Consider the following 25572-nt stretch of genomic DNA (forward strand, 5'->3'; position numbering starts at 1 on the left):
GTGATGCCGGCGGCCGCGGCGGGTGCGGGCGCGGAATCCGGGGGCCGGAGCGGGCCGCCCGGGTGGGAACGTACGATCGATTGCTATGCAGGGTTCGGAGAAGTCTTCCCGCCGCGGCCGCCGCTCGACCACCATGGACGGCATGCCGCTCAATGACATGCCGTGGTGGCGCTGGCGTGCGCATGTGCGCTCGGCGCTGCACATGCTCTCGGACCCCGACTTCCAGCGCGAGCGCTGGCTCGCGGGCGACGCGGGATTCGGGGACGTGACCGACGCCGTCTACCGGCTGGTCGAGGACACCTGGCTGGACAACTGGTCGGCCGAGAAGTACATCGGGACGATCTTCCGGGACTCGGGCGAGGCCGCGCTCGTCGACCTGGCCGTGCTGCGGGTCCTGCGGATCATGCACCAGGTCGGGCCCGACGCGCCCGTCTCGGCGTACCTGGAGCACCACGGCTGGCCCGAGGCCGTACGGGCCGCGCGGGAGGCGCACGTGCGGCTGGCGCTGAACGACGGGGACGAGCCGGAGGTGCCGCCGCGCCCGCTGGACGTCCTGGACCGGCTCACACAGGCGCGCTGAGCCGCGCCGCCGGGCGCCGCGGGGTCCGGGCGGTCGGGCGGGCCCCGCGGGTGTGCGAGGCTATTGGGCTATGAACGCCTCCCAGTCCCCTGCCGCCGAAGGGGCCCCCGCGCAGCCCGAGCAGTACGTCCTCACCCTCTCCTGCCCCGACAAGCAGGGCATCGTCCACGCGGTGTCCAGCTATCTCTTCATGACCGGGTGCAACATCGAGGACAGCCAGCAGTTCGGTGACCGCGACACCGGGCTCTTCTTCATGCGCGTCCACTTCGGCGCGGAGGCGTCCGTCACCGTGGAGAAGCTGAGGGCCAGCTTCGCCGCCATCGGGGACTCCTTCCACATGGACTGGCAGATCCACCGGGCGGACGAGAAGATGCGCATCGTCCTGATGGTGTCCAAGTTCGGCCACTGCCTGAACGACCTGCTCTTCCGCTCCCGGATCGGCGCCCTGCCGGTGGAGATCGCCGCCGTGGTCTCCAATCACACCGACTTCGCCGAGCTCGTCGGTTCCTACGGCATCCCCTTCCACCACATTCCGGTCACGAAGGACAACAAGCCGGAGGCGGAGGCGAAGCTCCTGGAGCTCGTCCAGGCGGAGAACGTCGAGCTGGTCGTCCTCGCCCGCTACATGCAGGTGCTCTCCGACGACCTCTGCAAGGTCCTCTCCGGCAAGATCATCAACATCCACCACTCCTTCCTGCCGAGCTTCAAGGGCGCGCGGCCGTACCACCAGGCGCACGCGCGCGGCGTGAAGCTGATCGGTGCCACCGCGCACTACGTGACCGCGGACCTCGACGAGGGCCCGATCATCGAGCAGGAGGTCGAGCGCGTCGGCCACGAGGTCACCCCGGAGCAGCTCGTCGCCGTCGGCCGCGACGTCGAGTGCCAGGCCCTCGCGCGCGCGGTGAAGTGGCACAGCGAGCACCGGGTGCTGCTGAACGGGCGCCGGACGGTCGTCTTCGCGTAGCAGCGAACAACCCCGACCCGTAGGACCTGCACCTGCAGAACGGCTTGTGGCCCGCATCGACTCGATGCGGGCCACAAGCCGTTCTGCAGGGCTGTATCCGCTTCTGCACTGCTTCTACACCGCTTCTGTATCCGCTTCTACATCCGCGACAGCGAAGCCGTCGCATACAAGGCGTCCAGGATCGCCTCACGGTCCCCTGTGTGGCCCGCTGCGGCCTCCTCCGGGTGGACGTGGCCCGCGGCGAGGCGGCAGAACTCCAGGGCGTCCAGGGCCACGTGGGCGACCTCGTCCTCCGGGGCGGCCCCGGCCGCGGGGGAGTCGAGGGGGAGGTACCAGTGGCCGCCGCCGCTGCCTTCGACCTCCAGGTGCAGCGTGCGGCCCGGGGCGCCCGCCGCGGCCAGGGTGCGCGGCGGCGGGGCGAGGCCGGCGCGGCGGCGGTCGGCGATGACCGACGGGAGCATGCGGGCGGTCAGGTCGACCAGGTCGTGGAGGTGGCCGGGCGAGGGCGGGCGGTAGGGATAGTCGACGGCCTCGGCGATGTCCTCCGCGTGGATCCAGCACTCGAAGGCCCGGTCGAGGAACGCATCGCGCAGGGGGAGGGTGAACCGTCCGTCCAGGACGGGCAGTTCCGCGGCGCCGCCGTCGGCGAACGACGCGCTCCGTATCAGTGCGTGCCCCTGCCGCCGCCACTCCGCGCGCACCGCGCCGGGCGGGCCCGTGGCGGCCTCGGCCTCCTCCGGCGGCTCCGGGAAGCCCAGGGCCGTGGCGACGCGGCCGTCGGCGGCCGTGAGGTGGGCGATGACCGCGGCGACCGTCATGTCGCGCTCCACGGCCCGCGATCCGTCGAACCACTGCAGCCGCACCGGCGCCTGCCACTCCGCCTCGCCGAAGTCGCGCAGGAGGGCGTCGAGGCGGGCTGTCTCCGCGTCGTAGGGGGCGACCCAGGACGGCAGGGGGACGCGGGCCGGGCGGCGGCCCAGGCAGGAGGCGAGCACGCGGGAGCGCAGCCGCGGGTCGAGGTCCAGGTTGTCCTCCGGGTGCAGCAGGGCGACGGCTTCGCGCAGCCGTACGGCCTCGTCCGCGCAGGTGGCGCAGTCGGTCAGGTGTGCCTCGACGGCCGCGGTCTCCTCGGGGGAGCACGCGGCGAGGGCCCAGGCGCCGAGGAGGGATTTGAGGACCTTGTGCGACATCGGGGCCGTCTCGGGAGCGTTCGGAGCCGTCTCGGCAGCGGGGGCGGGGGCGGGGGAGGCTTCCGGCCACCGTGCGGTGTCCTCGGCGGCGGTCCGGGGCAGCGGTATGCGCGGCGGACGGGGCGGACCGGAAGCGCCGTTTCCGTCTCGACTGCCGGGTCCGCCCCGGCCGGGTGCCTCGCTCACAGCGCCCCTCCGCGTGCGGGCGGCGCGACGGCGCGCGGCCCGGGGTGTGCGGTGGAGAGCAGCTGCAGGCCCAGGCGCAGCCGGCGGCGCGCCTCGTCCTCCGTGACGCCGAGGTGGGCGGCGGCCCGGCGGTAGTCGAGACGGCGCAGGTAGGCGAGGTCGAGGGCGGCGCGCAGCGGGGCCGGCATGGAGGTGACGATGTAGTCGGCGCGGGCGGCGGCGGACGCCGCGCGGACCTTCTCCTCGATCTCCTCGGGCGTGGCCGCGCCGTCGCTCTGCGACTGCCGCAGCCGCTCGACGGCCTGACGGTGGGTGAGCCCGGCGATCCAGGAGCGCAGCGAGCCCTCGCGGGGGTCGAACTCGCCGGGGTGCTCCCAGACATGGCCGAAGACCTCGCGCGTGACGCGGTCGGCGCCGGCCTCGTCCCCGAGGACGCGGTGGGCGAGGGTGTGCACGAGGGAGGCGAAGCGGTCGTAGAGCTCGCCGAGGGCGGCGGCCTCGCCGTGCGCGAGCCGCTGCTGCATCTTGCGGTCCCACCGGGGTGGTGCTGGTGCTGCTACTGCTGATGATGCGTCGGTCGCCATGGCTGCCCCTCCGTCCGCCCGTTCCGTCCGTCCGCCCGGTCGGCGTCGCGCTGGTGTGCGTCGCACTCATGACCGCTGTCCGCGGCGCGCGACGCTTGTGCTCACGGTCACATACTCCTCGAATGTAGTGGCCGGATCCGACAGTCAGGCCGTCTTTGCGGGGAACATCGTGAAGATCGCCCCGCCGAACGGCCCCGGATGGTATTGCCCCGGTCACTTTCCGCACATCTGGCCGATCGTTACGGATCGTACGTGCGCGAATGTGCCGATGTGTTATGCGGGTGTGACCGGAACTTTGGGGATTAAGGGTTCGAGCTGGGCATAGGCTCGTTGGGGTCCGGTTCTGTGCATCCGGTCCCACCGGCGTTTCACGAGGGAGAGACGGGGGAGACGCCGGGCAGCCACGGCTGCGGAAAGGTCCGTTCCGGGGAGCGAGAGACCGAGCGAAGGGGCTTCGAGCGCGTGACGTTGAAGGTGAAGGACGCCGAGCGGGGGGACTGGGCCGTCCTCCGGGTCTCCGGCGAGATGGACCTGGTGACGTCGCCGGTGGTCCGGCAACGCGTGCACGACGCGGTTGCCGACGGACGGCGCAGCCTCGTGCTCGACCTGGCCGAGGTGCGCTTCTGCGACTCCAGCGGCGTCGGCGTGCTGATCGCCGCCCGCCGCCTGATGCGCTCCTGTCAGGGGCGCCTGAGACTCATCCTGCCCCCGCAGGGCGGCGCGGCGGACGGCTCCCACGTCAACAGGGTGCTCGGCGCACTCGGGGTGCGCCGCCTGTTCGAGATCTATCCGGACCTGGCCACGGCCACCCACGAGGGCCGCGACAGCGGCGACCCCCTCCCCGCGCAGTCCGCCTAGGACCGGCGCTCCCTCTCCCGGAAGGGCCCCTCGCGAGCCCTTGGAAGGGGCCCCTCACGAGCCCTTGGAAGGGCCCCTCACGAGGGCCCGCCCCCTACCCCTCCCGCGGGAATCCGGCCCGTACGACGAAGCCGCCCTCCCGCGTCGCGTGCGCCTCCATCGTTCCGCCCAGGCTCTGCGCCCGCTCGCGCAGTCCCACCAGACCGTGCCCGCCGCCGGGCAGCCCGGGCGCCGGTACGGCCGCGTCCGGCGGCCCGTTGCGGATCTCCACCAGGAGCGTCTCCGCGGCGTCCTCCGCCAGCCGCACCCGCACGTGGGCGCCCGGCGCGTGCTTGCGGGCGTTGGTCAGCGCTTCCTGCACCGTGCGGAACGCCGCCCGTTCGACCGCCTCGGAGCGTGCGGTCCGCGCGCCGCACGTGTTCTCGTACGTCACGTCGAGCGCGCTCAGCTCGATCAGCCGCGGCAGGTCCGCGAGGCGCGGCTGCGGGGTGAGCTCCTCGGTGTCGGCCCCGGCGGCGCGCAGGATGCCGACCATGTGCCGCAGCTCCTCGAGCGTGCGCACGGACAGCTCGCGGATCCTGCGGGCCCCCTCGCGCGCCTGGGCGTCCCCCGTGCTGATCTGCACGGCGCCGGCCTGCAGGCTGATCAGGCTGACCTGGTGGGCGACGACGTCGTGCATCTCGCGGGCGAGCCGGGCGCGCTCGGTGGCCAGCACCTGGTCGGCGAGCAGCCGGTCCTCGCGCGCCCGGCTGCGCGTCAGCTCGTCCAGCCGGGAGGCGAGCTCGCGCCGGGTGCGGGTGAGCAGGCCGAGTGCGACGGGCGTGGCGGCGGTGACGCACGCGTCGACGAACTGCAGGGCCACCTCGCGCCGGTCGTCGAAGGACAGCTCCGAGATCGGGTACGGCAGGAAGTGCGCGACGGCCAGCAGCGCGGCGGCCCCGACGAGCAGGCGCCGGTCCGGGCGCAGCGTCGCCACCGTGTACAGCGCGATCATCGGGGCGAACCAGATGTAGCCGATGTAGATGCCGGGCAGCGTCACCGCGAAGACGGTGAGCGGGAAGCGCCTGCGCCACAGCAGCGCGACCGCGGCCAGCAGTGACACGCCCAGGTCCAGGCCGGGCCCCGGCCAGTTGACCAGCACCGCGTCCAGGGCGGCGATCAGCACGGGCACCACCAGCAGCACGGCGGTGTGCGCCCGCGGGGGGAGCCGGGAGCCGAGCCGGAGCCCGGCGGGGGCGGTCACGCGCCGCCGCCCGGCGGACCGGCGCCCTGCACCTGTCCGGCCGCGCGCACCTGTCCCGCGCCCGGGCCCCGGCCCGCCTCCTCGCCCTGCGGCCGCTGCTTGCCCTGCGCGGCGACGAGCCCGGCCCGGTCGGCGACGATCGCGGCCTGGACGCGGTTCAGGCCGCCGAGCTTGCCGAGCACGGCACGGACGTGGTCCTTGACCGTGCTGGGCGCGAGCCCCATGCGCTCCGCGATCTGCGGGTTGGCCAGCCCGGCGCCGAGGTGTGCGAGCACCTCCCGCTCGCGCGGGGTGAGTGCCGCCACCGCCTCGGCGGCCGTCGTCTCCGCCTCGGAGGCCAGGTAGCCGCCGATGACCGCGCGGGTCACGCCGGGGTCGAGGACGCTGCCGCCCGCCGCGAGGGTCCGTACGGCCTGGACGAGCTGCTCCGGGTCGGTGTCCTTGAGGAGGAAGCCGGTCGCGCCGCCGCGCAGGGCCGCCGCCAGGTACTCGTTGGCGTCGAAGGTCGTGAGCATGGCGACGGCGGGCGGCTGCGGGGCGTCGCGCAGCGCGCGGAGAACGGTCAGCCCGTCGACGTCCGGCATGCGGATGTCGAGCAGGACGACGTCGGGGGCGCAGGCGCGCACGGTGGCGACGGCCTCGCCGCCGCCGCAGTCGGCGACCACCTCGATGTCGGGGGCCGTGCCCAGGATCATCCTCAGACCGGACCGGACGAGCTGCTCGTCGTCGACCACCGCAACACGGATCACCTGCCGTTACCTCTTCCACGCCCGCTGCCCGGTGTCATGCCGCTCGCTCCCTGCTCGTCCGCGCTGGTTCCACGACCGGCTAGAGCCGGTTCTCCCTGCTCCGGTTCCGGTCACGCACCTCGTCCGGTTCCCGTCACGCCTCCAGCCTGCCGCACGGTTCCGGCAACCACGGCCGAAAACGGAGCGTGGCGTTCCTCATGATCTTCCCCCGGTTGTCCCCCGGGGCGTCCCCCGGTCGTCCCCCCGATGGGCGGAGGGACCCCCTCCGACCGGCGGGGGCGAGCCGGGACCCACGGGGGATTCCGCCCGGGGCGTGCGGGCGGGCAGAGTGCTGTCCGTACTGCAGCATGCCGGGACTGACCTACCGGCGTGAGGTGCTGCAGCACACGGCCGAGGGTCGCCGCATCCCCCACAGGCGGCGACCCCCGGCCGGGGGAGATCCCCTCTGCACACAGGGGTATGCACAGGGGGCCGAAGCCGTGCTGTGCCGTCACATGGGCGGTGCGGCCGGCGCCGGCCCCAGCGTCGTCGTCCCCGGCGCGGCCCGGTGCCCGAGGCCCGTGCGGTACGCGTCCAGCGCCGCCTCGACCCGCCCCGTGCGCCGCAGCAGATCGCCCAGCAGCCGGCACAGGTCGGCCAGGTCCCCCGCGGCCCCCGTGCGCTCCAGCAGCGACAGCGCCGCGCAGTAGTGCTCCTCCGCCGACTCCGTCAGCCCCCGCTCCTCCGCGATCAGCCCCAGCAGCCGGTGCGCACCGCCCGCGTGCACCGCGCCGCGCTCGGCGCCCAGCGCCGACGGCGACAGCAGCGGGCTCAGCAGCCGCTCCGCCTCGGCCGCCTTGCCCCGGCGCCGCAGCACGTCGGCCAGCTCCACCTCCACCTGCACGGTGAACAGCGCCGCCCGCTTCGACGCCAGCATGTCGCGCGCCGTCCGCAGCTCGCTCTCGGCGCCCTCCAGGTCGCCGTTCTGCGCGCGGACGTAACCGCGCATCCAGTGGCAGTGCGCGAGCTCGGTGCGGATGTGCAGCTGCTGGTAGAGCTCCTGGGCCTTGGCGAGCGAGGCGTCGGCCTCCTCGATGCGGCCCTCGGCGATCAGGGTGCGGGCCACGCCCCGGTGCATGCCGGCGACGAGCGCCGGATCGTTCACCTGGGGCGCCAGCGCGAGCGCCAGCTCCGCGGCGTGCGCGGCCCGGGCGTGCGCCCCCATGTCCATGTAGGGGGCGATGGAGGCCGTGTAGAGGAGCAGCAGCGCGTCCGGGTCGTGCAGCCCCGAGGCGTTCAGCTCGTCGAGCGCCGTCTCCAGCAAGTAGCAGGCGTAGCGCAGCTCCCCGGCCAGCAGGTGGGCGGTGGCGCGGCCGCGCAGCGCGGGGACGCGGCGGGGCAGCGGCTCGTCGGCCAGCAGTGTCTCGGCGGCGGCGTAGTGGTCGCGGGCGGCGGAGAGGTCGCCGGTCTCCAGGGCGCAGTCGCCGAGCCCGAGGAGCGCGGCGGCCCGCTCGGGGACGAGCTCCGCGCGCGCCGCCTCCTCGTGCAGCGCCCCGTAGAGCGCGGCGGCGTCCTCGGCGGCGCCGGTGGCCAGGGTGCGGCGGGCGTCGGTGAGACGCATCCGCAGCCCGGTGGCCAGGTGCGCGGGGCGGCCGGTGGCGAGCTCGTCGACGGTGGTGCCGAGCCGGTCGGCGAGGTGGCGCAGGGCGGTCTCGGAAGGGCGGACGCGGCCGGACTCCAGGGTGGAGATGTAGGCGGCCGTATAGGCGGGCTCGGCCAGCTGGCGCTGGGTGAGGCCCTTGGCCGTGCGCAGCCGCAGCACGCGCCGGCCGATCTCGGCGGGCCCGTCGGCCCGTATGCCGTGGGTGCTGTTCTCGGCCACTGCCGCCCCTCGGTAGGTTACGCCGTGTGAGGTCGTGAGTATGTGAGTGTCGTGAGTATGTGAGTTACGTGAGGATGGAACCATGCCGGACGGTCTCGACGGGCAGGATCTCGTGGGGGGCGCACAGAGGCTCGGAGGGGCGCTCGGTGGGGCACCGGCAGGCGCGGCGGTGCCCTCGGCGACCGGCCGCCACCGCCAGCCCGGCCTCGTCCTCACCGACCACCACTTCGACGTGCCGCTCGACCACGACGCCCCCTCCGGCGAGCACATACGGGTCTACGCGCGCGAGGTCGTCGCCGCCTCCCGCGAGCACGACGACCTGCCCTGGCTCGTCTACCTCCAGGGCGGCCCCGGCTTCCCCGCCGGACGCCCCGTGGGCCGCGAGAACTGGCTCGACCGCGCCCTGGAGGACTACCGCGTCCTCCTCCTCGACCAGCGCGGCACCGGCCGCTCCACCCCCGCCACCCGCCAGACGCTCCCGCTCCGCGGCACCCCGGCCCGGCAGGCCGACTACCTCGCGCACTTCCGCGCCGACTCCATCGTCCGCGACTGCGAACTCATCCGGCGGCAGCTGACCGGCGGCAGGCCCTGGACGGTGCTCGGGCAGAGCTTCGGCGGCTTCTGCGCGGTCACCTACCTGTCCCACGCGCCCGAGGGCCTCGCCGAGGTGCTGATCACGGGCGGCCTCCCGGGCCTCGACGCCGACGCGGACGCCGTCTACCGCGCCGCCTACCCGCGCATGGAGCGCAAGACCCTCGCCCACTACGACCGCTACCCCGGCGACGAGGCCGCCGCCCGCCGCATCGCCGCCCACCTCGCGGAGCACGAGGAAGTGCTCGCCGACGGCACCCTCCTGACCGTCGAAGCCTTCCAGCAGCTCGGCATCCTCCTCGGCACCGGAGACGGCTCGCACCGGCTGCACTACCTCCTGGAGGACGCGTTCGCGGACACGGTCGCCGGGCCGCGGCTCTCCGACGCGTTCGGCGAAGCGGTCGCGGCGATCCTCTCCCGCGCCCACTGCCCGCTCTACACACTGCTCCACGAGGCCATTTATGCCCAGGACGGGCAGGCGACGCACTGGTCGGCCGAGCGCGTGCGGGCGGAGTACCCGCAGTTCGACCGGCACGGGGACGCGGACGGCGGCGTAGACGGCGCCGGGGACGGTGTCGGTGGCGATGCTGACGGTGGTAGTGGTGACGGCGGCCGGTTCCTGTTCACCGGGGAGACCGTCCACCCCTGGATGCTGCACACCCACCCGGCCCTGCGCCCGCTGCGCCGCACCGCCGAACTCCTCGCCGAACGCAAGGGATGGACGCCGCTCTACGACCCCGAGCGCCTCGCCCGCAACACCGTGCCGGTCGCGGCCGCTGTCTACCACGACGACCTCTACGTCGACACCGAGCACTCCCTGCGCACGGCACGCGCGATCCGCGGGCTGCGGACGTGGGTCACCGACGAGTACGAGCACGACGGCGTACGGGCGAGCGGACGGGTCGTGCTGGACCGGCTGCTGAGGCTCGTCCGGGACGAGGCGTGAGGTCACCCCGGACGTCTCGTCAGCCGACCGCTTAGCCGTTTCTTCGGCCGTATCCATTGCCGGGCGCCTCCCGGGCCCCTACGTTAAGCCGCGCGTTAAAGCGACTTGACCCGCCGCTTAATGGCGGCGGAGCTCGGGAGGAACCCCCCATGAGAAGACGCATATCCCTCGCGGCCGGCGGTCTGGCCCTCGCGGCGGCCCTGGCCGCCACGGCCCCCGCGGCGGCGTCCGGACCGGACAAGCCGGTCACCACTCAACGCACCCAGGACGTCGAGTACTTCACCGGCCCCGACGGCCACCCCCGCCACACCACCATCCCCGCGTCCCCGCCCCTGCCGCGCCCCCTCGCCCCCACCGCGAAGGGCGACGGGGACGTCACCCCCGTCGTCAGCAACGGCCCGGTCGGCTCCAAGCTCGACGTCGTCTTCATCGGCGACGGCTACACCGCGGACCAGCAGGACGCCTTCCACGCCGCCGTGCGCACCAAGTGGGCCAAGATGTCGGCCGTCGAGCCGTACGCCTCCTACGCCGGCCTGTTCAACGTGTGGGCGGTCGACGCCGTCTCCCGCGAGTCCGGCGTCACCAACGACCCGGCCAAGGGCGTCACGAAGGACACCGCCCTGCGGTCGTACTTCTTCTGCGACGACGTGGAGCGGCTGCTGTGCGTCGACACCGCCCGCGTGGAGTCGTACGCGGCGAAGGCGCCGGCCGCGGACCTCGTCGTCGTCCTGTCCAACTCCGCCAAGTACGGCGGAGCGGGCTACAACGACGTGGTCTCCCAGGCCGGTTACGACGGCATCGCCACCGCCTCCTCCGACCACCCCAAGTCCGACCAGGTCGCCGTCCACGAGACCGGGCACTCGCTCGGCAAGCTCGCCGACGAGTACCAGTACGACGAGTACGGCACGTACACCGGCGCCGAACCGGGCGACACCAACATCAGCACGCTGGACGCCGGGCAGCAGAGCGCGCAGCGCAAGAAGTGGTACCGCTGGATCGGGCGGACCTCGCCGGACGGCGGCACGGTCGGCGCGTACGAGGGCGGCGGTTACTACCCCAAGGGCCTCTACCGCCCCACCCAGAACTCGATCATGCGCACGCTGGGCCGGGAGTTCAACCTGCCGGGGCGCGAAGCCATGATCGCGGGCTTCTACCGCCACGCGAGCGTGCTGACCAGCGACAGCGGCCGGTACGGAACGGTCTCGCGCCGCGAGCGGGTCGTCGTGCGGCCGGCCGTGCCCACGGCGACCGTGCGCTGGTACGTGGACGGGCTGGAGGTCGTGGCAGCCCGCGGCCGGACCGAGGTCGTCCCGCGGATGCTCGGCGTGCCCGGCGACGGCCGCCCGCACACGCTGACGGCGCGCGCCGTGGACCGCACGGACGCGGTCCTGGACCCGGAGCTGCGCAAGCGGCTGGCGGGCTCGCTGACGTGGGAGGTGAAGCGCTGAGCGATTCAGCTCCGGTGAGGAGCTGAATCGATACGGCTGCGGCTGCGGGCTACGGCTGTGGCCGGGCGGCGTTCAGGAACTCCGCGTCCGCGTAGGCGAGGGTGAGGCGGTCGCAGCCGTGGGCGAGGGCGGCGCGGGCCGCCTCCCGCACGCGCTCGGCCGGCTCGTCCGCCGCCAGCGCCGCGTGCAGCGCGTCGAAGGACAGCTCGCGGACCGCACCGGTCAGGGACGCGAAGACCTCCAGCTCGGCCCGTACGCCCGGGTCCGCGGCCCGCTCCCCGGCCCGCTCCAGCAGCAGGTCCAGCAGCTGCTCCCGGCGCGCCTGTCCGAGCGGCAGGTAACTGCGGCGCAGGGCGGGGCTGTTCAGCAGGATGCGGGAGAAGGTGCGGGCCTGGGGGAGGGAGCCCTCGTCCAGGACCGCGTCGAAGGCGTCGGCACAGGCGCGGTGCACCCCGTCGACGACCTCGACGGCGGTCGCCGCGCCCGCCACGGCCTCGGCGATGCCCGCCTCGAACTCGTCCCGGCGGCCGAAGAAGATGTCCTCCTTCGAGGCGTAGTGCGTGAAGACGGTGGCCGGCGCCACGTCCGCCGCGGCCGCGATCCGGGTGAGCGTCACGGCGTCGAAGCCCTCCTCCGCGAAGAGGCGGAAGGCGGCCTCGGCGATGGCGCGCCGGGTGCGCTCGCGCTTGCGGCCGCGCATGCCGGTGGTGGCGCCGGTCCCGGCCGCGGTGCCGGTCTCGGCCGCGGTGCCGCTCCTGGCCGCGGTGCCGCTCCTGGTCGTGGTGCTGCTGGTCATGTCCCCAGGGTAGCCGTCCGGCAAGTAGAAATAGAGATGCTACATTTTTAGAGCATCTCCAGTTTTGCTTGTTCGCTGCTCCGCCACCCGCCGGAGGACGTGATTGCCATGCGCGCTGCCGACCCCCCGTCACCACGTCCCGCCATACGCAGGGCCGGTCCCGCCACAGCCGGCGGCCGGCCCCCACGCGCCACCACCGCGATCCTCGTCATCGCCTGCACGGCCCAGTTCATGGTCATCCTCGACGTGTCGATCGTGAACGTCGCCCTCCCGGCGATCCGCGCCGAACTCCACCTGGGCACCGCCGGCCAGCAGTGGATCGTCAACGCCTACACCCTCGGCTTCGCCGGCCTGCTCCTGCTGGGCGGCCGCGCGGCCGACCTCGTCGGCACCCGGCGCGCCTTCCTCGCGGGCGTCACCGCGTTCACCCTCGCCTCCCTCGTCGGCGGGCTCGCCTCCGGCGGCCCCCTGCTGATCGCCGCCCGCGCCGTCCAGGGCGTCGGCGGCGCCGTCCTCGCGCCCGCCACCCTCACCCTGATCATGCGGACGTTCACCGAACCGGCCGCCCGCACGCGGGCCATGGGCGCCTGGAGCGCGGTCATGGCGGCGGGCGGCGCGGTCGGCGGCGTCATCGGCGGCCTGCTCACCGAGTACGCCGGGTGGCGGTGGGTGCTGTTCGTCAACGTCCCCATCGGCGCGGGCCTGCTGGCGGCGGCCCTCGCCTCCGTACCGGCCGCCGTCTCCGCCCCCGCCGGGCTGCGCCGCCTCGACCTGCCCGGCGCCGTCTCCGTCACCGCCGGCCTCACCGCCCTCGTGCACGGCACCATCGCCAGTGAGACGCACGGGTGGGGCGCGCCGCACGTATGGGGGTCGTTCGCGGCCGGGGCACTGCTGCTCGCGGCCTTCGTGGCGATCGAAGCCCGCGTCGCCCACCCGCTCGTACCACTCGCGATCCTGCGCCGCCGCACGCTCGCCACCGCCAACCTCCTCGTCCTCGGGATGGGCGCGGCCGCGTTCGCCATGTGGTTCCTGCTCTCCCTGTACTTCCAGCAGGTCCTCGGACAGAGCGCCCTCGGCGCGGGCCTGTCCTTCCTGCCCGGATCGCTCGCGATCGTCGTCGGCGCCCAGGTCTCCACCCGCCTCATCGCCCGCACCGGGCCGCGCGTGCTGATCTTCACCGGCATGACGATCAGCACGCTGGGGTTCCTGGGGCTGTCGCGCATCGGTGACGGGAGTGCGGGAAGCGGGGGTGCGGGAGGCGGCGGTGGGGCGTACGTGAGCGCAGTGCTCGTCCCGTTCTGCCTGGCCACCCTGGGCGCGGGCCTGTCCCTGGTGCCCGTCACGGCCGCCGCCACCAGCGGCACGGCCCCGGCCGAGGCCGGCCTGGCCTCCGGGCTCGTCAACTCCTCCCGCCAGATCGGCGGCGCCCTCGGCCTGGCCGCACTCACCACGGTCGCCGCCCACACGACGGCGGCCCGCGCCACCGGCAACACGGCCGCCGACCTGGCCGCCGGTCACGGCAGGGCGCTGCTGATCGCCTCGGCGTTCACGGCGTGCGCGGCGCTGGGGGCGCTGGCCCTGCCGGGCCGGCCGCGCAAGACCACGTGAAAGCGCTCCACTCGGCAATCGATTCCGCCGATTTCTCCGATTTCTTCGAATTCTTCGAAAGGACCGTCATGCCCAACGAACTCAACCACGTCATCGTCCACGTCAAGGACCGCCGGGAGACAGGCGAGTTCCTGTCCTGGCTGATGGACACCGCGGCCCCGCTCGAATGGGGCCGCTTCACCCAGATCACCAGCTCCAACGGCGTCGGCATCGACTTCATCGACGACATGGTGCCCACCGGCGACATCAACCGCAGCCACATCGCCTTCCTCGTCACGGACGAGGAGTTCGACGCGATACTCGGCCGCATCGGCGAGCGCGACGTCCCGTTCTGGGCCGACCCGATGCTCAAGCAGCCGGGCGAGATCAACCGCGAGTACGGGGGCCGCGGCGTCTACCTCAAGGACCCGGGCGGCACCTGCGCCGTCGAATTCATGACGACGCCGTACGGGGAGAAGCCGTCGGCCAGGGCACGGGCGTAGGCGGGCTGCGGCTCGCCCGGCTGCCTTGAGCTGGACGATCCGGGGCTTCTCCAGCGCGCGCCGGGGGCTGTTCAGGCCGCTCGCCCGGCGCGCGAGCCGGTACGGTGCAATCCGGAGCCTGCCGCGCCCAGGAGGACGATCATGACTGAGCAGCCGGGTGGTCCCTACGGGCCGCTGATTCCGATGCCGGAGCTGACGCCCGACGCCCTGCGGGCCGCAGTCGCCAAGATCGCCCCCAGTCGTGTCCCCGCCCTGACCCGGCACCTGTTCGAAGCCACCACCAACGCGCAGCGGACCAGCAGCCTGGCTCCCCTGCGGGCCTTCGTCCACTCCTGGGCCGTCTTCGTCGCCATCGAACGCCACCCCGAGCGCGCTGCGCGGCTCCGCGAGCTGGAGCGGATCGTGGACGAGGGCGAAGCCGACCCCACGGACGCGGTCGCCGAGATCCTGACCATCCGCAAGGCGGCCGAGACGGAAGCGGGGCTGTGAACGACTGGACCTGGGAGTGGAACCCCGGCTATGACCACGTGGCCGGCGGCCTGCCTCCCGGTGTGGTGGCGGAGGTGGAGCGGCTGGCCGCCGAGCTGGCCGCGCTGGGGCGCGACGCGGTGAAGGTCGGGCGCCCGGAGGACAAGGAAGGCGGACTGCGGGAGTTCGACATCCTCGGCGGACGCGGGTTCTTCTCCTTCCTCGCCGTCCCCCGACACCAGGCGATCTACATCTGCAGCATCACCTGGTACGAGTAGCGAGTGGCGCGCCGCCGAAGGGCGACCTGCTCGCCGGCCGGGCCTACCGTCCCGCCAGTTCCCGTTCCAGCGGTGTCCGGAAGCGGGGTGTGACCCGTACCGTGCCCAGCCACGCGGACAGGCGGGCGGCCTCCGCGGTGACGGCGGACTCCGCTTCCCGGCCCGCGTCCGTCAGGAGGCGCCAGGTGATCTCGCCGTCGGCCCGTTGCGCCCAGCCGCCGACGACGCGGCCGTTCCACCACACGGTCGGGCCGACGTTCCCCGCACGGTCGAAGAGGGCGGGCACGTGGTCGGGGGAGAGGTACCAGTCGCGGCCGCGCCAGCCCATGGCGGTCGGGTCGAGGCCGGGCAGGAGCGCGGCCCAGGGCCCGGGCGCTTCGTCCGCGGCGGGGAGGTCGCCGGGCAGGACGTGGCCCACGGCGCCGTCCGCGAGCCCGACGTCCTCCATGCCCACGTCCGCCAGCGCCTTGCGCGTGTCGCCGAGCGTCCAGCCCGTCCACCACTTCAGATCGGCCTCCGTGGCCGGCCCGTACGCGGCGAGCCACCGCCGCGCGACCTCGGCCTTGGCCTCCCGCACGTCGATGTCCGGGATCTGCGGCACAAGCGCCCACGGGTAGAGGCTGCTGGTCCACGAGCCGCGCGGGCGGGCGCGCCGCAGGTGCCCGTCCGAGGCGAGCATCCGCAGCACCCGGCTGCCGACGCTCTGCCGGGACGCGTACGCCTTGCCCGGCGACATCAGAAGCGTCTCGCGCAGCGCGGGCACGTCCTTGCTCAGTTCGGCGGTCGTCGCTTCGCCGCGCGCGGCCAGCGCGTCCAGCACCTCCCGTTCGGTGCGGGCGAGCCGCTGCTCGTCCCAGGGCGCGTGGCCTTCGGTGTTCTCCCGCAGGTGCTTGAGGAGCGTCGCCCGCTCCCGGAGGGCGATCGCGCGGGCGGTGGAGGAGCTGACGTACGGGGCGAGCTCCGTGGTGACGGCGAAGAGCGTGCGCCGCATGGACAGCAGCTTCACGAGGGTCACGTCCTCGTACAGCGCCCGCTCCACCTCCGCGGGGGACGGCTCGGCCAGCCGCACGCACGCCGACAGGTAGACGGTGGCGGCATCGGTGGCATGCAGCCCGACCAGGGCGTCCGCCACCTCTTCGACGGAGCCGGCCCGCAGGCCGGGATGCAGGAGGTGCCGCCGGGCGAGGCGCGCACGGCGCTGGTCGTCGGTGACACGGGCGCGGTTCCGGGGGCTGCTGCTCATGGGCGCGAGCGTAGAGGGGAATGAGGACGGATTCCGTCCTCCGTCCTCGGGATAGCGAAAGCGCATTCTCGAAGCCCCGGAAATAACGAAGAGAGTCGGATGCGTAGTGCATCCGACTCTCTTACGGCGATGTGCGCTCGGCAGGATTCGAACCTGCAACCTCTTGATCCGTAGTCAAGTGCTCTATCCGTTAAGCTACGAGCGCTCGGCTCCCGAGCGACAGTGATCGCTCGTCGGCGTTGCGGGAACAATATTACCCGACGCGGAGGGGTGCTTTTACCGCCGTGGATTCCGCCACGCTCGGTGACGATCTCGCTACGGCGTCCGCCGTAGCTCGCGTACGACAGATCATGATGCTGCAGCAGCGATGGTCTGAGCGGCGACGCAGGTCCGCAACTCCGCGCAGAAAACGGCGGATTGAGCCCTTTGCTCGCGTGTAGTGTCGGCGCCAGCGCTTCAAGCGCGCCCCCCGCTGTGGAGGTGGTGCACCAGGCGATGACCTGGGGACCGCTGGACGGTGACCGCCAGTCCTCCGAGTAACTGAGGACTGACGGTCGGGAACCGTCTACCTGCGGTCGGCCCTCGTTCACGGGTACCGCCGTGGCGGGGGCCACTTCTCATTGCACCAGAAGGTGGCTGCTGGACGGTGGCCGCCAGTCCTCCGAACACCTGAGGACTGACGGCCGGAAACCGTCTACTTGCGGTTGGCCCTCGTCCACGGAAGCCGTCGTGGCAGGGGCCGCTTGCTATGCCCGAAGGGGGGCGCCCCCTTACGGTATCGGCCGCGCCCGCCCTACGCGACCCTTTCGGCCATCGTCGTGCGTCGCGCCGAGGGCGTCGCGCCTCAGGGCACGGGTGAAGGAACGATACGGCTCAGCGGCGACGCGGAGGGCTGGCCCGTCGGGCCGTTTTGAGTCGCGTATGAGTATGGGTTCGGGGTGTATGCGTATGCCTTCGGGTAGGGCGATCTCCACGCAGGTCTCACCAGAAGTGCTGCTGTAGCTGCTCTTCTTGAACCTCACCGGGTCTCTTTGGGGCAGGGCGATCTCCACGCAATCCTCGGCTGCAGAGCTGAAGGAGCTCTTTCTGAATCTGACCGCGATGTTGTTCACAGTGCCTCCTTGGCGATCCCGGTGATGAAGCTGCGAGACGCTTCTGCATCCAGCGATTGGGCCCGTAGGTGATCGAACGAGGTGGTGAACCGTGTGACGCGGGCATCGTCGTCCAGGTAGAGGGAGCTCGCGAGCGATTCCACAGCCACGACAGGATCGCCTACCTCGAAGTGGAAGACGGTGTAAGCGCCGTCGATCCCAGTGTGCGCGCCTGCTTTGAACGGGAGAACCCGCAGTTCAATGTTCGGCTCTGCCGACATACCAACAAGATGATCGAGCTGGTCTCGCAGGATTTCGGGGCCGCCCATCTCGCGTCTCAGGCACGCCTCATCGAGGATGCACCGCAGGGAGAGTGGGGGGCGTGCGGCTCCACTACCTGTCGCTGCCAGGATGTCCTGGCGCCTCATGCGCAACTCGATGAAGTCTCGTACGTCACGGGGTGTGCTCCAAACGCCGCCGCCTTCGATGACTGCACGGGCATAGGCGGCGGTCTGTAGCAGCCCCGGGATGGCGAGTGCCGCGTAGCAGTCAGTGCGGGTGGCGATCTCCTCCAGCTCGATGAAGTCGGCGAACCGTGGACGAATTACGTCCCTGTACTGCGCGAAGATGCTTCTCTGCCGAGTGCTGTTAGCGATCTTCGCGATCTCCATGGTCTCCGCGATGCGAGCAGCGTCGGTGACCTGGTATGCGGTGAAGAACTTCTTCAAGTCAGGGCGCAGCCTGCCATGTTCGATCTTGCTCAGGGTCGGCCCGGTCGTGCCCAGTCGCTTGGCTCCTTCGGCGAGGTTCAGTCCGGCTCTCACCCTCATCGTCTTCAACATCACCCCAAGCCGTCGGCGCAACAGGGTGGGTGTGGCGTCGGACATGCGATCACCTCCTCGTGCGACGACTCTACCGATCCCAACTGCTCGGTCGGATAATCGCGTTCACCCGAAGGAGGCAACTTGAATGGAAAGCTTTCCATTCAAGGCTCGCCGACTGGGAAGGTGTGGCTGCTACCAAGGCACTCGGGGAGGAGCGAGACATGACCTACAGGATCGGCGCGTTCGTGGTGGACACCCGGGAGGGACGGGTCGCGCAAGTGATCGGTGGAACGGGGAGCCGCGTCACCCTGCGCCGTCCCGGGGGCGGGCTCGAGTGGGAGGCGCCGTTCGCCGCGCTCCGGCTTGCCACGCGGGACGATCGGGAGGCCGCCGGGCTGTTGCCGGCCGGGGCCCGGTCCATGTACGGGTGCGGGGACTGCGCGCAACTGGCCGCCGCCTACAAGGAAGCCGCCGCCGGGGACGACCCCCTCACCACAGGGGATGCCCTGGTGCTGCAGCGCCGCCACTGGCGGACCGTGCACATGGGGGGTGCGTGACCGTGCGGAGAATCTGCACGCACCGCGGCGGCTGGGCGGCCCGTACCCGGGGCGAGGCCCGCTGCCGCGACTGCGGCACCGTCCGCTTCACCGAGTACGCCGCCCTCCGCCCGCCGGGCCTGCCGACCGCCCCGGCAGGTTACCGGCCTCCGGCCGGCACCGGTTCCGGCGCCGCGTGCGGCGCGCACGTCACGTCCTCCGCGTCGGTCCGGCCCCGCACTAGGTACGCCTCGACGCGGTCGTTGACGCACGGGTTGACCAGGTCGGTGACGCCGTGCGAACCGGCGTCCCGCTCGGTGATCAGCCGCGAGCTCTTCAGGCGCTTGTGGAGTTCGACGGCGCCCTCGTAGGGGGCGGCGGCGTCCCGGGCGCTCTGGACGAGCAGGACGGGGGGCAGGCCCTGGCCCGTACCGACCTCGACGGTCGGCTTCCGCTTCACCGGCCACGTGGCGCACGGCAGGTTCTTCCAGGCGTTGGACCAGGTCATGAACGGGGCCTGCCGGTGGAGGCGGGTGTTGTCGCGGTCCCACGTCTTCCACGACGTGGGCCACGCGGCGTCCGCGCACTCCACCGCCGTGTAGGCGGCGTCGGCGTTCTCGGCGGCGACCGGGTCCGCGCCGGCGGCGCCGGCCGCGGTGATCAGCGGCTGCTCGTTGCCGGAGGCGTAGGCGCTCCAGATGGCGGCGAGCGGGGCCCACATGAAGTCGTAGTAGGGGGCGTTCTGGAAGAGGTCCGTCAGTTCGGCGGGGCCGACGGTGCCGCCGACGGGGTTCTTCGCGGCGACGGCGCGCAGCTTGTCCCACCGGGCCTGGACCTCGGCCGGGGTGCCGCCGAGGTGGTAGACGGCGTCGTGCCCGGCGACCCACTTCTTCCAGTCGGCCCAGCGCCGCTCGAACGCGACGTCCTGGTCCAGGTTGGCCCGGTACCAGATCTTGTCGCGGGAGGGGTTCACGACGGAGTCGAGGACCATCCGGCGCACGTGGCCGGGGAAGAGCGTGGCGTAGACGGCGCCGAGGTAGGTGCCGTAGGAGACGCCCAGGTAGGTGAGCTGCTTCTCGCCGAGCGCGGCGCGGATGACGTCCAGGTCGCGGGCGGTGTCGGCGGTCGTCATGTGCGGCAGGAGGTCGCCGCTGCGCGCGAAGCAGCCGTCGGCGTACGCCTTCGCCCGCTTGCGCCCGGCCTGCTTGTCCGCCTCGCTGCCCGGAACGTGATCCGGCTTGGGCGCGGCCTCGGCGGCCTCCTGCGGGTCCTGGCAGGAGACGGGGGCGGAGCGGCCGACGCCGCGCGGGTCGAAGCCCACGAAGTCGTACGCCTTGGCGGTGCCCGCCCAGACCGGGTTCTTGCCGATGACGTGCATCGGGAACAGCAGGCCCGAGGCGCCGGGGCCGCCGGGGTTGTGGACGAGCGCGCCCTGGCGCTCGCCCTTGCCGCCGGTGTTCGCGACCCGGTCCACGGCGATCTTGATGGTGCGGCCGTCGGGCCGGGCGTAGTCGAGGGGCACGCTGACGTACCCGCACCGGACGGGAGCCGGCAGGCCCCAGTCGGCGGGGCAGTCCTGCCAGTCGACGCCCGCCTTCGCCGCCCGGTCGGCGGCGGCGCGTACTCCGCGCTCCTCGGCCGTGCTCCCGCGACGGTGGCCGTCGCGGTCTTCCCGGGCGGCCGCCGGCGTGGCTGCCGCCGTACCGGCCAGGAGCGCGCCGGCTATCAAGGCGCCGACGGCGCCGAGCGATGCTGAACGTGTCACGTGGTTCTTCCCCTGCGCTGCTGCGTCTCGCTACTGCGTCTGCTTCTTACGGAGCCACGCGATGCCCACGGCGATGGACACCGCGGCCGCTCCGGGAATCGCGACGGCCTTCGGGTCGTCGCCGAACAACGGGGCGGCGAGGGCGGCGGCCAGGCAGCCGGCCAGGCACACCCACATGATCCGTTCTCCGGGCACCTTCGTCTTCGTCCCCGTTCCCTTCATCTCCTCCGCCTTTCCTTCGTTCCGCGTGCGCCTCTCACACGGCGGCCTGGACGTTCACCTGGGAGCGGACCAGGTCCTGGTAGGGGCCCTCCACGGCGACCAGTTCGTGGTGCCTGCCGGTCTGCACGACCTTTCCGTGCTGCAGGACGACGATCAGATCCGCGTTCATGATCGTGGACAGCCGGTGGGCGATGATGATGCGCGTGCACTTCAGGCCGGCGAGCGCCTCGGCGATCCGGGACTCGGTCACGGTGTCGAGCGCGCTGGTGGCCTCGTCGAGGACGAGCACCCCGGGCTGCCGGGCGAGGGCGCGCGCCAGGGCGACCCGCTGGCGCTGGCCGCCCGACAGGCTGCCGCCCATTTCCCGGATCTGGGTGTGGTAGCCCAGCGGCATCGCCTCGATGTCCTGGTGGATCTGTGCCTGCCGGGCGGCCTCGCGCACCGTGTCCACGCCGGCGCCGGGGACGCCGAACGTGATGTTCTCCGCGATGGCGCGGTTGCTGAGGACGATCTCCTGGGGAACGTAGGCGACGCGGCTGTAGAACGAGTCCGCGCTGATCTCGCTGATCGGCGTGCCGTCGTAGTCGATGCTGCCGGACCCGGCGGGGTAGAGCCCCATCAGAAGCTTGCCCAGCGTGCTCTTGCCGGAGCCGGAGCTGCCGACGACGGCCACGCTCTGGCCGGCGCGGACGTCGAAGCTGATGCCGTCCAGGGCCGGAGACCTGGCGCCGGGGTAGGAGAAGGACACGTCACGCAGGGAGACATCGCCCCGGATGTCGACCGCCCGTTCGCCGAAGGTCTCCTGCGCCGGGGGCTGGTGGAGGATGTCGCCGACCCGGGACACCTGGGCATTGGCGATGATGAGCTGGGAGAACGCACTGGACAGCGACGTCACCGTGCCCAGGCTGGTGGCGGTCATGGCCTGGACGGCCACCGCCGTGCCCAGGTCGAGGCGGCCCTTCCAGACGAGCCACAGGCCCGTCGCGAGAACCAGCAGCGGGCCGAACATCTGGAACATGCCCTGCGCGCTGGAGGCCGCGCCCTGGAGGACGATCCGCCGTCGTGTGCGGTCCATCGCCCCGGCGTACACGCGCTGCCAGTCCTCGAAGAAGGGGCCGGTCATGCCCGAGACCTTCAGGGTCTCGATCGACGACATGGCCTCCATCTGGAGGGAGGACGACTCGGCGGTCTCGTTGATCTCCTGGGTGGTCACCTTGCGGATCGGCCGGTAGGCGACCGCGGCCACGGCGGCCATGCACAGGAAGACGGCCAGGGCGATCAGGCCCAGGGTCACGGACCGCAGGAAGATGTACGTGAACACCACGACCAGGCTTCCCACGTCCAGCAGCACCGCCGAGATCTGGCTGGAAAGCATGTCGCGCACCGAGGCGATGCTGGACAGCCGGTACATGAGCTCGCCCTGCGAGCGGTTGGCGAAGTACTTGTAGGGGAGCCCGAGCAGTGTCCTGAACGTTCTGCCCATCATCACCTCCCCCAGACTGCGGATCACCGATGCCAGGCAGGCGGAGCGCAGGAAGGAGACGGCCATGTGGGCCGCCATGGGGACGAGGAGCACTGCCAGCACCAGCGGCAGCGACATGTCCTCGAAGTACTTCGCGAAGTTGTTGATCGCGTGCTCGATCGCCATCGGCATGAGGATGGTGAACGCGTAGAGGAGCAGCGACATCAAGGACGCCTGGACCAGCGCCCACTTCGCCCCGCCCATCGCCCGCAGGAACTCCCGCCAGACGCTGGGCTCACGGTGCCGGACCGGTGTGTAGGCGCTGGTGGGGGTCGCCTCCATGGCCAGGCCGGAGTAGTTGCTCTCGAACTCCTCGATCGTGTACTTCCGGCGCCCGCCGGAAGGGTCGACGACGTGGGCGTGGTGGTCGGTGAGCTTCTCCAGCACCACCAGGTGGCTGTCGTTCCAGTACGTGATGAGCGGGAACGCCAGCTTGTGCAGGCTCCGGGTGGTGGCGCGGAACGTGCGGACCTGCATGCCGTGCCCGCGCAGGATGTCCGCGGTCTGCTTGATGGTCAGCCCGTCACGGCCGGTCTCGTGTTCGCGGCGCAGCTTGGTCACCGAGTTGTGCGACCCGTAGGCCGACAGCACCATCGCGACGCAGCACAGCGCGCACTCCGTGGGCGCGAACTGGTGGACTTCCCGGACCCGGCGGGCACGTACCGGTGGCTTCTCCGACATCAGCGGCCTCCCAGGCACAGGGGCAGCTCGACCCGTGCGTCTCCGAGCATCTGTTGCGCGTAGTACCAGCCGGAACGGCCGTAGAGGAAGGACGGCAGGTCCGATACGGACCCGATGCCGAACGACCAGCCGCCGTCCCCGTAGCGGTCGAGGAACCGGTCGCTGAGCGACGCCGCCTCGGACCGCAGCTCCGGCCAGGAAAGGCGGTCGGCCAGCCAGCACAGCATCGCCACGCGCCCCGCGGCCCCGTGACAGAAGCTGAGGTCGGGCCTGAGTTCCCCGCCGGTTATCCGCTCCACCTCGGGCGCGATCAGGTCGCGGGTCCGCTCGGCCGAATACCCCACGGCCCGCAGGAGCTTGGCGGCGGCGAAGGCGACACCGGCGTACCCCTTGCACCAGCCGGCACTGCTCCCGGCGTCCCGCAGCGCGTCGTCCTGCCAGCGGTGGCGCAGGTAGGACGACGCGAAGGCGTCCAGGTGCTCGCGGACCCGGCCGCCGGCGTCGGCCTCCTGCCCGGCCATGGCGCTCATCGCCGCGATGCGCCCGAAGCGGCCGTGGGCCAGGCCCAGCTCGCCCGTGTGCTCCGCGGGCGAACCGTCCAGTTCCACCAGGCGGTCGAGCAGCTGCCCGGCGTCCGGGCCGGCCGGCGCGAAGCCGTCCTCGCCCGCGTACTCCGCGCGGTAGAGGAGGTAGCCGCCGAAGCCGTTGAGATGGTCGAAGTCCGCCAGGGAGAGGCTGCGGGCGTCGATGCCCCGCCCGTCCGGGACGGCCCGGAGCGGAATGCGGCCGGCGTCCATGCCGCGCCGTGCCAGCTCCAGTCCGGTGACCACGGCCGAGAGCGCCCCCGTGAAGGGCGAGAAGGAAGGGGCGTCGTTCGCCGGGGGGACCTCCCGCGGCATCGCCGCCGCGTAGACGTCGCCGGGGTCGGCGCCGATCACGCAGGCGCCCTGGGCGCGCCCGGCCTCGGCGAGGTGGAGCAGCAGCCCGCCGCCCTCGAACAGGGGGGCGTTGACGCTTCCGAGACGCAGGCCGTCCCCGTCGAGCTTGGGCATGAGCCATGTCGGCTGGTCGTCCTCGCTCACGACGAGGTCGGCGAGCATCGCGTGCCACCCGTGCACGTCGGCGAGCGCGGGGCCGTCGTGCACGGGCTCCCGGCGGGCCTCCCACACGTCGTCCACCGAGCTGCCGAGGGAGTAGCCGATGTAGGTCAGATCGCGTCCGGCAGGGCGCTCGAAGAAGTCGGCGATGCTGCGCAGCGCGGCCTCCCGCGGCGTGCTGCCCACGTCGGCCGGGCGGCCGGAGACGGTGGTGACGCGCTGCCCGTCGTTGCCGCGGAGGTCGCGGGAGTCGCACGGCACGTCGAAGAACGGCACGTCGAGATCGGCGAGTGCCGCCACCTCGTCCCGGTGCAGCGCGTCCCCGACCTCCTTGCCGTCGACGCCCCGGTGGCGCCGGGGAAGCCTGCCGAGCAGTTCCGTGCGGTCCGCGGTGCTGCGCAGATAGGCCGGGTGCGTGGAGGCTTCGAGGAAGCGGGCGTACACGTAGGTGGGGCGCAGGACCTGGCGGACCGACCAGTCGCGGTACTGCTCCACCACCTCTTCGATCGCCTGCCGGTGGGTGCGGAGCCGTTCGCGGGCCTCGTGGAACCCTGCGGTGATCTCACCGGCCCACAGCCGCGGGTCCACCCGCTCGCCCCGCACCGTGGCCATGTTGGAGCCGTGCCCGACGACGACCGGGACCTGGTCGAACCGGATCCGGTCGGTGCCCGTGTCCACGACGCGGTACGACTGGAGCTGCCGGGAGTCCGCGGGCCGGATGCATCCGACGGCGGAGAGGTCCACGTCGAGGGCGGCTCCGCTGAAGCGGCCGGGGAACAGGACGGTGTTGAGGACCGACGACTCGATCTCGCGGGCCAGGGCCCCGGCGCCTCCCGTGGTGTGCTGACCGGGCAGGGACACCAGGGTCTCGGTGTCGATCACGACCGGGCCGCGCGCCGTGGCGATCACGTTCTCGTAGTGCAGGTCCGTGGCGCCCGTCATGGTCAGCAGTGCGGCGACGCGGCCGAACCGCCGGAAGTACCCGGCCGGGCCCTCGGCCTCGTCGGCATCGGTGTGCTGGACGAATTCCTGCCACAGATGGGCCGGGCGGGCGACCGTCCTGGGGTGGACGGGTCCGAAGAACGTGCCGTCCTCGTCGGTCCGTGAGCGCACGGCTTCGAGGATCGGCTGGGCGCTCTCCTTCTGCGGTTTGTGGATGACGGTCACGCCGTTGTCCCAGCGCAGGAGGGAGACGGTCATGCCACCGCGGTGGGAGTCCCCGAGGCCCGGGACGAAGGAGACGACGCGCTCGCCCGTTCCGAAGGCCTCCTCCAGCAGGTGCCGGTCCTGCCGGACGGCACGCAGGACGCTCTCCGCGTGCTCCACCCGGCGCTCGGCCACCAGGCGCAACAGCCGTTCCAGCTCGGGGAAGCGGCCGAGGAGCTTCTGCCGGCCCTCGTCCCCGCTGACCCACGCGTGGAACTCCTCGTATCCCATGGCCGCGCACTCCGGGTCGTGCTCACGGGCGCGGAAGGCCGAGATCAGTGTGCGCACACCGGTCTCGCAGCAGGTGTCCATGACGGAGTGCAGGAGTGAACCGGCGACGTGCGGAAGGTCGATGACGTCGGTGGAGCCGGCCGGGTCCGCTTCCCATCGCCGTTCCCATTCCGCCATGCGCCGCGCGCAATCCGCCAGGAACGGCCGGTAGAAACCGCCGAACACCTCGGCCCTGTCCTTGACGCACCGCTCCAGCAGTTCCTCAAGGGATTCGTTACTCAACTGCACCATGGATTCTCGCTGTTGACTCGTTACGGTGATA

General features: G+C 72.4%; 23 protein-coding genes, 1 tRNA gene and 1 pseudogene. 11 read left to right on the forward strand and 14 right to left on the reverse strand.

Annotation, left to right across the window (positions count from 1 at the left end):
- The first annotated feature begins 79 nt into the window (after nucleotides 1-79).
- Entirely contained in the window at nucleotides 80-580 is a 501-nt protein-coding gene (locus NQU55_RS05420; protein ID WP_417801534.1) for an SCO4402 family protein, read from the forward strand.
- A 70-nt stretch (nucleotides 581-650) separates the two neighbouring features.
- Nucleotides 651-1544, forward strand: a complete 894-nt coding sequence (gene purU / locus NQU55_RS05425) for a formyltetrahydrofolate deformylase (RefSeq protein ID WP_168094166.1) — start codon at nucleotides 651-653, stop codon at nucleotides 1542-1544.
- 137 nt (nucleotides 1545-1681) lie between these two features.
- On the opposite strand, the gene NQU55_RS05430 is transcribed toward purU, so the two are convergent.
- Both NQU55_RS05430 and NQU55_RS05435 read right to left on the reverse strand, forming a co-directional pair.
- Nucleotides 1682-2920, reverse strand: coding sequence for a zf-HC2 domain-containing protein (locus NQU55_RS05430; protein ID WP_168094167.1), 1239 nt, complete (start codon nucleotides 2918-2920; stop codon nucleotides 1682-1684).
- Complete coding sequence (locus NQU55_RS05435; RefSeq protein ID WP_168094168.1) at nucleotides 2917-3504, reverse strand: sigma-70 family RNA polymerase sigma factor; 588 nt, start codon at nucleotides 3502-3504, stop codon at nucleotides 2917-2919. Before NQU55_RS05435 ends, NQU55_RS05430 begins: the two co-directional genes overlap by 4 nt.
- A gap of 462 nt (nucleotides 3505-3966) precedes the next feature.
- Here NQU55_RS05435 and NQU55_RS05440 point away from each other — a divergent pair, with 462 nt between their 5' ends.
- Nucleotides 3967-4362 (forward strand): STAS domain-containing protein, encoded by a 396-nt coding sequence (locus NQU55_RS05440; RefSeq protein WP_058045842.1) that lies wholly within the window; start codon nucleotides 3967-3969, stop codon nucleotides 4360-4362.
- Nucleotides 4363-4456: 94 nt separating this feature from the next.
- Here the strand turns inward: NQU55_RS05440 and NQU55_RS05445 are convergent, their stop codons facing one another.
- The 3 genes from NQU55_RS05445 to NQU55_RS05455 form a co-directional block, all read right to left on the reverse strand.
- Nucleotides 4457-5605 carry a sensor histidine kinase gene (locus NQU55_RS05445; RefSeq protein ID WP_168094169.1) on the reverse strand — a complete coding sequence of 383 codons (1149 nt, stop codon included), beginning with the start codon at nucleotides 5603-5605 and terminating at the stop codon, nucleotides 4457-4459.
- A complete protein-coding gene (locus tag NQU55_RS05450) occupies nucleotides 5602-6354 on the reverse strand; it encodes a response regulator (protein WP_168094170.1) in 753 nt (250 codons plus the stop codon). Before NQU55_RS05450 ends, NQU55_RS05445 begins: the two co-directional genes overlap by 4 nt.
- Before the next feature lie 490 nt (nucleotides 6355-6844).
- Nucleotides 6845-8215: a helix-turn-helix domain-containing protein gene (locus NQU55_RS05455; protein ID WP_256789909.1), complete on the reverse strand. Its 1371-nt coding sequence runs from the start codon at nucleotides 8213-8215 to the stop codon at nucleotides 6845-6847.
- An 82-nt stretch (nucleotides 8216-8297) separates the two neighbouring features.
- On the opposite strand from NQU55_RS05455, the gene NQU55_RS05460 reads away from it, so the two are divergent.
- Both NQU55_RS05460 and NQU55_RS05465 read left to right on the forward strand, forming a co-directional pair.
- Entirely contained in the window at nucleotides 8298-9752 is a 1455-nt protein-coding gene (locus NQU55_RS05460; RefSeq protein WP_168094172.1) for an alpha/beta fold hydrolase, read from the forward strand.
- A 149-nt stretch (nucleotides 9753-9901) separates the two neighbouring features.
- The gene (locus NQU55_RS05465) at nucleotides 9902-11200 is read left to right on the forward strand and encodes a M64 family metallopeptidase (protein WP_256789910.1); all 1299 of its coding nucleotides are present in this window, start codon (nucleotides 9902-9904) and stop codon (nucleotides 11198-11200) included.
- Nucleotides 11201-11249: 49 nt separating this feature from the next.
- On the opposite strand, the gene NQU55_RS05470 is transcribed toward NQU55_RS05465, so the two are convergent.
- Nucleotides 11250-11996, reverse strand: a complete 747-nt coding sequence (locus tag NQU55_RS05470; RefSeq protein ID WP_168096869.1) for a TetR/AcrR family transcriptional regulator — start codon at nucleotides 11994-11996, stop codon at nucleotides 11250-11252.
- Between the two features lie 108 nt (nucleotides 11997-12104).
- On the opposite strand from NQU55_RS05470, the gene NQU55_RS05475 reads away from it, so the two are divergent.
- From NQU55_RS05475 to NQU55_RS05490, 4 genes are all read left to right on the forward strand, one after another.
- Nucleotides 12105-13604, forward strand: coding sequence for an MFS transporter (locus NQU55_RS05475; RefSeq protein WP_284702461.1), 1500 nt, complete (start codon nucleotides 12105-12107; stop codon nucleotides 13602-13604).
- 68 nt (nucleotides 13605-13672) lie between these two features.
- The gene (locus NQU55_RS05480) at nucleotides 13673-14086 is read left to right on the forward strand and encodes a VOC family protein (protein ID WP_168096257.1); all 414 of its coding nucleotides are present in this window, start codon (nucleotides 13673-13675) and stop codon (nucleotides 14084-14086) included.
- Between the two features lie 141 nt (nucleotides 14087-14227).
- Nucleotides 14228-14575, forward strand: a complete 348-nt coding sequence (locus tag NQU55_RS05485) for a DUF6247 family protein (protein ID WP_168096258.1) — start codon at nucleotides 14228-14230, stop codon at nucleotides 14573-14575.
- A complete protein-coding gene (locus NQU55_RS05490) occupies nucleotides 14572-14832 on the forward strand; it encodes a hypothetical protein (protein WP_168096259.1) in 261 nt (86 codons plus the stop codon). Before NQU55_RS05485 ends, NQU55_RS05490 begins: the two co-directional genes overlap by 4 nt.
- Nucleotides 14833-14875: 43 nt before the next feature.
- On the opposite strand, the gene NQU55_RS05495 is transcribed toward NQU55_RS05490, so the two are convergent.
- The 4 genes from NQU55_RS05495 to NQU55_RS05510 all read right to left on the reverse strand — a co-directional run bounded on the left by NQU55_RS05495 (nucleotide 14876) and on the right by NQU55_RS05510 (nucleotide 18053).
- On the reverse strand, nucleotides 14876-16075 hold the full coding sequence (locus NQU55_RS05495) for a winged helix DNA-binding domain-containing protein (protein ID WP_168096260.1): 1200 nt from the start codon (nucleotides 16073-16075) through the stop codon (nucleotides 14876-14878).
- Between the two features lie 132 nt (nucleotides 16076-16207).
- Nucleotides 16208-16280 (reverse strand) — tRNA-Arg (locus NQU55_RS05500).
- A gap of 565 nt (nucleotides 16281-16845) precedes the next feature.
- Nucleotides 16846-17187 (reverse strand): DUF397 domain-containing protein, encoded by a 342-nt coding sequence (locus tag NQU55_RS05505; RefSeq protein WP_308402199.1) that lies wholly within the window; start codon nucleotides 17185-17187, stop codon nucleotides 16846-16848.
- Nucleotides 17184-18053, reverse strand: a complete 870-nt coding sequence (locus NQU55_RS05510; RefSeq protein ID WP_168095310.1) for a helix-turn-helix domain-containing protein — start codon at nucleotides 18051-18053, stop codon at nucleotides 17184-17186. The genes NQU55_RS05505 and NQU55_RS05510 overlap by 4 nt, the downstream gene beginning before the upstream one ends.
- A 158-nt stretch (nucleotides 18054-18211) precedes the next feature.
- On the opposite strand from NQU55_RS05510, the gene NQU55_RS05515 reads away from it, so the two are divergent.
- Nucleotides 18212-18547 carry a hypothetical protein gene (locus NQU55_RS05515; RefSeq protein ID WP_168095309.1) on the forward strand — a complete coding sequence of 112 codons (336 nt, stop codon included), beginning with the start codon at nucleotides 18212-18214 and terminating at the stop codon, nucleotides 18545-18547.
- 2 nt (nucleotides 18548-18549) lie between these two features.
- Nucleotides 18550-18675: pseudogene (locus NQU55_RS37055) on the forward strand (DUF6255 family natural product biosynthesis protein); the annotation flags it as partial.
- A gap of 11 nt (nucleotides 18676-18686) precedes the next feature.
- On the opposite strand, the gene NQU55_RS05520 reads toward NQU55_RS37055, so the two are convergent.
- The 4 genes from NQU55_RS05520 to lanM are packed head-to-tail and all read right to left on the reverse strand — an operon-like array spanning nucleotide 18687 to nucleotide 25532.
- The gene (locus tag NQU55_RS05520; RefSeq protein WP_168095311.1) at nucleotides 18687-20291 is read right to left on the reverse strand and encodes an alpha/beta hydrolase; all 1605 of its coding nucleotides are present in this window, start codon (nucleotides 20289-20291) and stop codon (nucleotides 18687-18689) included.
- A gap of 30 nt (nucleotides 20292-20321) precedes the next feature.
- Nucleotides 20322-20513 (reverse strand): hypothetical protein, encoded by a 192-nt coding sequence (locus tag NQU55_RS05525; RefSeq protein WP_168095312.1) that lies wholly within the window; start codon nucleotides 20511-20513, stop codon nucleotides 20322-20324.
- Between the two features lie 34 nt (nucleotides 20514-20547).
- A complete protein-coding gene (locus NQU55_RS05530) occupies nucleotides 20548-22716 on the reverse strand; it encodes a peptidase domain-containing ABC transporter (protein WP_168095313.1) in 2169 nt (722 codons plus the stop codon).
- Entirely contained in the window at nucleotides 22716-25532 is a 2817-nt protein-coding gene (lanM, locus tag NQU55_RS05535; RefSeq protein WP_256789912.1) for a type 2 lanthipeptide synthetase LanM, read from the reverse strand. Before lanM ends, NQU55_RS05530 begins: the two co-directional genes overlap by 1 nt.
- Between the last annotated feature and the right edge of the window lie 40 nt (nucleotides 25533-25572).

The organism is Streptomyces telluris (genome assembly GCF_024519335.1).
Classification (GTDB): domain Bacteria; phylum Actinomycetota; class Actinomycetes; order Streptomycetales; family Streptomycetaceae; genus Streptomyces; species Streptomyces telluris.